5 protein-coding genes are annotated in these 2,672 nt (G+C 41.8%); 3 read left to right on the top strand and 2 right to left on the bottom strand.

The features are described 5' to 3' along the window. Positions 1-29: 29 nt before the first annotated feature. Positions 30-386, top strand: a complete 357-nt coding sequence (locus MHN01_RS23840) for a DUF3693 domain-containing protein (RefSeq protein WP_239413847.1) — start codon at positions 30-32, stop codon at positions 384-386. Positions 387-672: 286 nt separating this feature from the next. Here the strand turns inward: MHN01_RS23840 and yciH are convergent, their stop codons facing one another. Then, positions 673-996, bottom strand: coding sequence for a stress response translation initiation inhibitor YciH (gene yciH / locus MHN01_RS23845; RefSeq protein WP_075767481.1), 324 nt, complete (start codon positions 994-996; stop codon positions 673-675). 119 nt (positions 997-1,115) lie between these two features. Here yciH and MHN01_RS23850 point away from each other — a divergent pair, with 119 nt between their 5' ends. Together MHN01_RS23850 and MHN01_RS23855 are read left to right on the top strand one after the other, a co-directional pair. After that, entirely contained in the window at positions 1,116-1,721 is a 606-nt protein-coding gene (locus MHN01_RS23850) for an HAD family phosphatase (protein ID WP_239413843.1), read from the top strand. A gap of 108 nt (positions 1,722-1,829) precedes the next feature. Next, on the top strand, positions 1,830-2,345 hold the full coding sequence (locus MHN01_RS23855; protein ID WP_239413845.1) for a RimK/LysX family protein: 516 nt from the start codon (positions 1,830-1,832) through the stop codon (positions 2,343-2,345). A 63-nt stretch (positions 2,346-2,408) separates the two neighbouring features. Here the strand turns inward: MHN01_RS23855 and MHN01_RS23860 are convergent. Continuing rightward, positions 2,409-2,672: DUF3319 domain-containing protein (locus MHN01_RS23860; RefSeq protein ID WP_239413846.1), on the bottom strand; the 264-nt coding region annotated here is incomplete at its 5' end.

Consider the following 2,672-nt stretch of genomic DNA (forward strand, 5'->3'; position numbering starts at 1 on the left):
GCTACAATGAAAAAAAACGGAGGCAAATCATGTACGCAAATAAACTGTTAGATGCCTATAAACAGGCCAAAAACTACATCCAAGACAAGCAAATTGCACATGACCTTGCTATCAGTCCGCAAAAGGTCAGCAAAATTCGCAAAGGTGAACGCTATCTCACTGATGAAGAAGCGATTTTCTTGGCCGAAAACACAAACATCGACCCGCACGAGGCATTAATCTTTTTAGCTGCTGATAAAGCCAAGAATTTCAAGGCGCAACAGATTTGGCAGGACATCACGGCAAAGTTAAGTAGCCAAGGTTTTCAACGTCTAAGCCTTGGTATTACTGGATTTCTGGCGCTGAGAGAACCCATGGTTAAGTACGCATTATGTGCCTTATGTTAAATAAGGTTTGGGGTAAGAACATGTTTTCCTAATACCTTTCCTCCCATTCTCTCAATGTGCATGGTGCAGCCTTCCAGTACTGTACAATTTAACAGTATTACGGATTTACCATAAAATAGGTAATTTACACCTATTTTTAAGCTCTGCTGCAAATGGTCAGTTTGCCTGGTGCTTCAAAGCTAGCTTGAATTACAAGAGCTATCTGTTAACTGCCGTACAGTTCCTGCGGTTAACAGATAAGAAAAAGCCCGAGAACTCTCGGGCTTCAGTTGTTCAGCTTCTGCGATTAACCGCCAGCTAATTTTACTGTATGGCCTTTTTTCTCTAGCGTGGCTTTGATGACATCACGCTTGTCGCCCTGGATCTCGATGTTGCCATCTTTCACGGAGCCACCACAGCCGCAAACTTTCTTAAGTTCAGCAGCCAGCAATTTTAATTGAGCGTCTTCAAGATCAAGGCCTGTTACGATGCAGACTCCTTTGCCTTTTCTACCTTTGGTTTGACGTTGAATGCGAACAACACCGTCACCTTTTGGGCGCTGCGGTGCGGCTTTCTCTTCTTTGATTCGGCCAGTCTCTGTGGAAAATACCAAACGGCTGTTATCACTCATTGGGAAAAATCTCGTCTACTTTCTGGGATTTGTGAACCTGGTAATAAGTTCGTTGCTCAATGTTGCAGATTACCAGTTACCGAATATTATCAATAAATGGTAGTAAAACGGAAACTCTTATGATTCGTAATGTAATCTTTGATTTTGGTGCCGTTCTTTTCCGCTGGGATCCTGACCAAATTGTGGCTTCTTTTACAGATTCTACCGATGAGCAACACCTTCTTTTGGAAGAAGTCTTTCACCATCCCGATTGGCTCTCACTTGATCGAGGGACTATGCTGATGGCTGAAGTTATTCCTAAGTTTGCGGCTAGAACCGGAATAACCGTCTCACGTATGGAAGATTTTTTCGAACACATCATCAATAGCCTCGTGAAGATTACAGAAACCGAAGAGCTTTTGTATCGGTTGCTGGATCATCACTATTCCGTTTACTATCTCACCAATATGAGCAGTGCTTTTTTTGAAACACTCAATGAACGAAACGATTTCATCTCTCTCTTTAAAGGCGGCATTGTCTCTGGCAAAGAGCTGATGATGAAACCTGATCCGGATATCTATGAGCTGCTCATCGAGCGGTATGATTTGGTACCGAGTGAAACGCTATACATTGATGACCACGAACAAAATATCAACGCAGCTCAAGCTTTTGGCTTTCAAACCGTCCATTTTGAGCTATCTGCGTCATGTTTTCATAAAATTAACAAGATCTTGGACATAAATTAGTATTATTTAGAAAGATTGAGTGAGTTCAGTATGCTGTTTTAGTAAGCTGGAACATACTTATTAATCTGGTGTCTACATTGATAACGACTAATGATTTTAGGAGCCTGTGTGAAGAAACTTCTGCTACCCGCCTTGATACTGTTTTCGGTAACCGGTGCAAACTTAGCAATGGCTGATGGTAAAGCGAGTAAAGATAAGTCGATTGTCGGGCAAGTTGAGACAATCAAAGTCTATGAGCTTGATCTCGACTATAAAGCACGTATCGATACCGGTGCGAAAACAACGTCAATACACGCGACCAATATTAAAGTTACTGGCGAAGATAGCGACAGTGATGATATGCGTGATCACCTTGGGGAAACCGTTGAGTTTACCTCGATCAATGAGAATGGTGATGAAGCGACATATAAAGGAAAAATCATCAAAGTTAGCAAGATTCGCAATGCCCAAGGGGTTGAGCGTCGCTACGCTGTTAAAATGGACTTAGGCTGGAATGGCGAACACAAACGCGTTGCAGTCAATTTACGAGACAGAAGCAAGCTAGACTACAAATTACTCATCGGCCGTAACTGGCTAAGTGGTGATTATTTAGTCGATGTTGATAAGCTTGATGAAGACGATTAATCGTTTATAAACTAAACGCCTTCGCGGCGTTTAGTTTAGTGAAAATAGTAAGCTTACCCTACTCTATTTCTGTTGTTGTTTAAGCTTTTCAATAACAGCATCTAAGTGCTTTTTAATTGCGATGGGCGATCCTTTCAATAATCGCCCACGCAATATCACATACCATTCATTAGGCTTTCCGCTGTCATTCATCAGCTTAAAACCTTTGTATTCTTCAATCTTTTGATCTGCGTGCTGAGCTTGAGATCCAACTGTTGCAAACTTCTCTGGCGGCATGAATGCTTTCATGTCACACCACCAGTCGATGCTTTTCTTAACTAATGTCAG

The sequence above is a fragment of the Photobacterium sp. OFAV2-7 genome (assembly GCF_022347985.1).
Taxonomy (GTDB): Bacteria; Pseudomonadota; Gammaproteobacteria; order Enterobacterales; family Vibrionaceae; genus Photobacterium.

Bases quoted from the DNA above. Each gene is read 5' to 3' on its own strand.
- yciH (WP_075767481.1), bottom strand. From the start codon at position 996: ATGAGTGATAACAGCCGTTTGGTATTTTCCACAGAGACTGGCCGAATC.
- MHN01_RS23840 (WP_239413847.1), top strand. From the start codon at position 30: ATGTACGCAAATAAACTGTTAGATGCCTATAAACAGGCCAAAAACTAC.
- MHN01_RS23850 (WP_239413843.1), top strand. From the start codon at position 1,116: ATGATTCGTAATGTAATCTTTGATTTTGGTGCCGTTCTTTTCCGCTGG.